The 5,092-nt window shown below is 66.6% G+C and carries 5 protein-coding genes; 2 read left to right on the top strand and 3 right to left on the bottom strand.

Annotated features, from left to right (window positions below; translation table 11 throughout):
- Positions 1–50: 50 nt before the first annotated feature.
- Positions 51–1,946: a tyrosine-type recombinase/integrase gene (locus tag EV643_RS43685; protein ID WP_166665815.1), complete on the bottom strand. Its 1,896-nt coding sequence runs from the start codon at positions 1,944–1,946 to the stop codon at positions 51–53.
- 80 nt (positions 1,947–2,026) lie between these two features.
- Complete coding sequence (locus tag EV643_RS43690; protein WP_238166225.1) at positions 2,027–3,130, bottom strand: tyrosine-type recombinase/integrase; 1,104 nt, start codon at positions 3,128–3,130, stop codon at positions 2,027–2,029.
- 215 nt (positions 3,131–3,345) lie between these two features.
- Between EV643_RS43690 and EV643_RS43695 the strand changes: the two genes are divergently transcribed.
- Both EV643_RS43695 and EV643_RS43700 read left to right on the top strand, forming a co-directional pair.
- Complete coding sequence (locus EV643_RS43695) at positions 3,346–3,720, top strand: hypothetical protein (RefSeq protein ID WP_133806128.1); 375 nt, start codon at positions 3,346–3,348, stop codon at positions 3,718–3,720.
- A gap of 155 nt (positions 3,721–3,875) precedes the next feature.
- Complete coding sequence (locus EV643_RS43700) at positions 3,876–4,418, top strand: hypothetical protein (protein ID WP_133806129.1); 543 nt, start codon at positions 3,876–3,878, stop codon at positions 4,416–4,418.
- Between the two features lie 178 nt (positions 4,419–4,596).
- Here the strand turns inward: EV643_RS43700 and EV643_RS43705 are convergent, their stop codons facing one another.
- The gene (locus EV643_RS43705) at positions 4,597–4,866 is read right to left on the bottom strand and encodes a hypothetical protein (RefSeq protein WP_133806130.1); all 270 of its coding nucleotides are present in this window, start codon (positions 4,864–4,866) and stop codon (positions 4,597–4,599) included.
- Positions 4,867–5,092: the final 226 nt, after the last annotated feature.

The raw sequence follows: 5,092 nt of genomic DNA on the forward strand, positions 1-5,092 counted from the left end.
GGTCAGACGGCGTGTCGGGACGGCCGGACGAACCTATTGCCGAGCCAAGCTCAGCAGGCGATCCGCTGAATCTCGCCCATCTGCTGCAATTCCCGGGGGTTGTAGTAGGCCTCAGTGGAGTGGACACTGCGGTGTCCCATCAGCTCGCGCAGGACGTCAATCGGTGTGCCGGCATCGGCATGGCGCTGGGCGTAGGTGTGGCGGTAGGCGTAGGCCACGACCGCTGTGGCGGGAAAGACTCCGCCGTCGGACAGCGTGAACTCGTCCAGCCGGTTGACCCACTCCCGGTGAAGGCCGGTCAGCACCACCGCACGCAGCGACGATGTCCCGTTCGGGTTTGTTGTGGCCGCCGGGAACAGCACCAGCTCGGCGGTGCTGGTATGCGTGAACATTGCCTGGACGAGAGCCTGCTGGCCGCGGATGAGGGCGGCAGTGGCGTCAGCGATTGGCACCCGGCGCTTCAGCCGGTTCTCCTTGTAATCGGTGTAGATCAGCACGTATTTGCCGTCGGAGTCGCGGTCCAGGCAATCCCATGGCAGCTGACATACCTCGTCGGGTCGCCGGCCGGTGTCCATCAGAACCTCGACGGCCACCCGCGCCGCGCGGCCGCTGAGTCCTTCCAACACCGGCAGCGCCTCGCTCAGCGCCTTCATGACCTCGTTCGGCAGCGAGCGACCCGGCCCGGCGATCGGGGACTCCTGCGGGACGTCGTTGCTGCGCAAGCTGAATTCCCCGGGCAGGCCGGCGACGCAACCACCGGGTCTCGTCATGCCCAGGTCCCGGCAATCGCGCAGGACCGTCCGGACGTGGCGCACCATCTGAACCCGCCGTTTGGGGGTCAACGCCCCGGTCTTTTCCAGATGCGCGAGGCGGGCTAGGAACGCGACGATGTCGCTGCGGCCCAGCGAGGTGCGGTCCATTCCGCGATCGGGGCGGTTCAACCGCAGACTGGTCGACAGGGCGGCCAAGGACCCCAGATGGGTCCTGACCACCATCCCGGCCTTGTCGCCCCGACGCCGCGGAAGGTCCTCGCTGGCCCAGTGTTTCCCGATCTCTCGCAGCCAGGGCTGCTCCAGCACGGTGAAGTCCAGTCGACCGGCGCCTCCCAAGATGGCCAGATCCCACAGATCTTTGCGTTGCTCTTCCACTGCGGTGGTGGTGGCGCGACTGGCGTCCCGCACGAAGCCCGACAAGATCGTGGCTAGGTCGGAGCCGCACTGGCTGACGTCAATATCGCTTAGACGTTCCACCTCCTGGTGGCGCGCGATCCGGGCCAGCCGATTCAGTTGGCTTGGACGGGTTTTCGCGCCGCGGCCGGTGCGCAGCTGCAAACCGGCGAGTAGCTCGATGACGACCAGGTGCGCAAGCCCGCGCAAGTTCGCGACTCCGGACACCGTGATGCCGTCCTGTCGTCGGCACCACAGGCCGAGGTCGATGTCGGCTCCGGCCCGGAGGGCCTCGCCCCAGCGTTGGCCATGGCGAACACACAGCCCGGCGCTGGCGTAGGCAACCCGAAGGCACGCTGGAACCAGGCAGGGTCCCCAAGTTGGGTGAGGCCGGACGTCAGGGCGGGCCAGGAAGGCCGGCACAACGTCAGGGTGCGCCCGGTCGAAAAGCCCTCGGCACTGGTGTGAATGGCTGTTGCAAAGGCCGGTGGTTCGCACGTGGATCGGCCGCTGGCAACCGTCGACCAGGCAAAGCCGTTCATCGACCAGCCAGGCATCCGCGCGTTGTTTGCTCGGGGCGGCCGCGAGGAAATCCTCCACTGTCATGCCGCTGTTGCGCTGGCGAACGATGCAGCCGGTGCACAACAGTCCGGGGGTCTCAACCGTGCAGCCTGGCACCGAGCAGCAAGGCCAACCCAGCAGCCGATCACCCTGCGGCGGCTGAAGCAGGCGACGGGCGGCGTCCCAGCCAGCCTCAAACAAGAACACCGGGTCCAGCAACGCCTCTAGTCTCGCCAGCCGCGTCTGCGCCGGCAGCCCCGCAGACGCTGCGGTGACCCCCTTGGCGTGCGGGAGAGTAGTCATGAGCGCTCGACCTGGTCGCGGGCGATGTTGTCGACCGCTGCGCGTAAGCGAGCCGGGGACGGGTGCAGGTAGATCTGCGTCGATAGCGGACTGGCGTGGCCGAGGAGTTCTTGGGCCTCGTCCAGCGTCCCGCCGGCCTCCAGCACGTTGCTCGCAAAGGCGTGCCGCAGCATGTGTGGATGTACTGGGCGTTCAAGGCCAGCTCGCCGCGACAGGGCCGCGAGCAGCTCATTGATCGCGCCGGGCCGCATCGGCTGCCCGAGCGGCACCCGGAACAAATTCACCAGCACGAAGTCGCACTCGAACGCTTCCCGGCAGCGGTCCCGTTCCCAGCAGTACGTGTCGTAAGCCTGCACGACCAAGAAGTCCAGCGGAACTGCCCGCGGCCTCCGCGACTTCGCGACCGCACCGTTCGATGCCTCCTCGCGCCGGACCACATGCAGGTGTTCTCCGACCACGTCGCAACCCACCGACGTCGACTCCAGACCTACGTGCATGTCCGCCCGCCGAAGAGCCACCGTCTCACCGCGCCGTAGCCCCGCGCGGCCGAGCAACACCACGATGAACCGATCCCGGGCGGACCGGCAGACTTTCAGCAACGACACGGCAGCGGCGTCGCTAGATCGCTGCACTGGCCGATCCGGCGCCGACAACCGGTGCCGCGGTCGCGCAATGAACCGCAGGCCGGTGCGCTCGCCGCCCAGATCGGCCGGCGCCCACCGGTCATCCCCAACCTCGTAAAGGGCCGACAGCGCCCGCGCCGGCACATCACCGCTCACCACCGCGTGCTTGATGAACTCCCGCACCGCGACCAAGACAGCGTTGATACGGCGCGGCTGACGGACCACCACATCGACCCGCGCGACTTCAGACCCCACGGTCGTGCCCGGACCGGGGGCGTGGCGCAGCCACAGCATGAAGGCGCCCAACCGGTCGACCGCATCACGCCAATCACGGTGAACCTGGCGACACCACAGCAGATACAGCGCCGTCGATGTGGCATACGCCCTGGTTGTGCTCTCGGCACAACCCCGCCCGAACCGCATCTGCTGCAAGAACGCATCCGCCGCCCCATGCACCCGTAGATCTTCATCCAACACCGTCCAATACCGCTGCCCGGGACGGAAGCCGAACCACAAACGCCTGCATCGCCAGGTCCCTCCACAAGGCCCCCGACGACGGCCGTCAGCGACGAAGCGTCCAACCTAAATCGCGCCTGACAACCAACTGGCCACTCGCGATCAGCATGTCGCGCACACCCACGAATCGGCCCCGAGTGCGACAGTGCACGACGCTTTCTCTACCCCAATGGAAGGTGAAGCATCGCGCCACGCACGAAGTGATCGTCGGCGGGGTCTTCGGTCCGATCGACCGGCCCGAGGTCGTGATCGCCGGCCGCTACCGCGGCAGCGACCTGGTCATGGTCGGACGTAGCGTTCCGCTCAACGCCCGGCAGTCGGCCGAGCTCGGCGCCGTACTGCGCCCGGCGCGGCGAGGCCATCCATGGCCGGACGAGATCACGTCCTATCGGTGGGGAGGCAAGGACTCGATCAAGCCGCTGACCAAGGTCCAGCCGCGCACGGTGATCGAGGTCGCGGCCGATGCCAGTGGCGCCACGGACTCCGCTACCTCAGCGTTATGTCCCGACCTTCGCCCGGAGGAGCTGCAAATCGTCGATATCGAGTCGTGAACCAGACAGTGCAGCCTCCTCCACCGTGCAGAGGCCCGGCGTGTCGCCGCGCCGAGATGCAGAGGCCATGGTCGCGATAGTTGGGGCGGTCATCACTGGGACCGGGTGCACAGGTGTTGTGGAGCTTTGCGATGCGTCGTGGAACCATGCCCGACATGCGCACTTACCTGGTGACCACTCCTCCGTGGATGGTCGGTTTGGCCAGCGGGCTGATCTTCGGCGGCGGTTTCGCTGCAGTGACTCGATTCACCGCTCCGACGCCGGTCTCGTGGCAGGCAGCGGCGATCGCCGGCGTCATAGCTGGTTTGTTGTTCGGCGGCACGCTGGCGTATGCCAGCGGTAGGCAGCAACGGGATTTGCGAGCCGCGGCTGGTGACCTACCACCGGCGCAGCAGTTAGAAGCGTACCGAGCCGCGGTCAGCGGACAGATCCCAGCCAACCCTCAGATCCGTGTGACTGCAGTGCGCATCGCGCAGCGCAGGATCGAGGAACTGCGCCAGTTCCGAATTGTCTCCGTGATCGTGACAGCCCTGCTCATGCTCGGCGCTGTCATGAACCTGACCGCCGGCGAGTTCATGCTCGCGGCGCTGCTCTTGGCCGCGGCGCTGGTGAACGGCGCTCAGCTGTACCAGCTCAGGCGGGTGGGCCGACAGCTCCAGCGATTGTCCCCTGAGGGCGCCGCCGATCAGAGCGGCTGAGCACCTCCCCATGTCACACCACCCGGATCAAGGCCTCTCCCCGGTTGGGGTCCTGAGACAAGGGCCGTTGCCAGAGTCAAGGTGGAGTAGCGCAGGTTCCGATAACGCCTACTTCCAACGTTACGCCCGGACACGCGTCCAGAAGACCTGCCGAGACATCGAACGCTCGGTGGCTCATCTAGCTCGTGACCGTCAACACTGCCGCCAGGACGCTCAGAACCATCAAGCCCGCCGCTGTCCCGAGTGCGAGGCCGCGTTTCATGCCCTCGTTGTCTGGGCGCACGAGCGGCCGCCACGCGAAGATCGCGCTCAGAACGACGATCAGGCCCGCAAGGCCTGGATTCATTCCACCAGTCATCAACATGAAGCCGATGACCAGTACACCTCCGAGCACCACCCCTAACCCGACCCCAACCCAATCCGCTGGCCGCCCGCCGAACGACTTCATAGCAACCCCCCTCGCTACCTCATACTGCGCGCGGACAAGGCGCTTGGCGAGAGGCGCAACGCGGAGCGACAAAGTCGGCATGAAGCGGCAACCGGTGCTCCAGTGAACTGTGATGCGCGATCACCCAGGGGCCCAATACCGGTAACTTTAGCTCTGGCGCACGATGTTGATCGTGTCCGGCGGGGGTTGGGTCAGGTGGCGGTCGATGGGCTTCTTGGCGGGGAAT

This window comes from Kribbella caucasensis (assembly GCF_004361855.1).
Taxonomy (GTDB): Bacteria; Actinomycetota; Actinomycetes; order Propionibacteriales; family Kribbellaceae; genus Kribbella; species Kribbella caucasensis.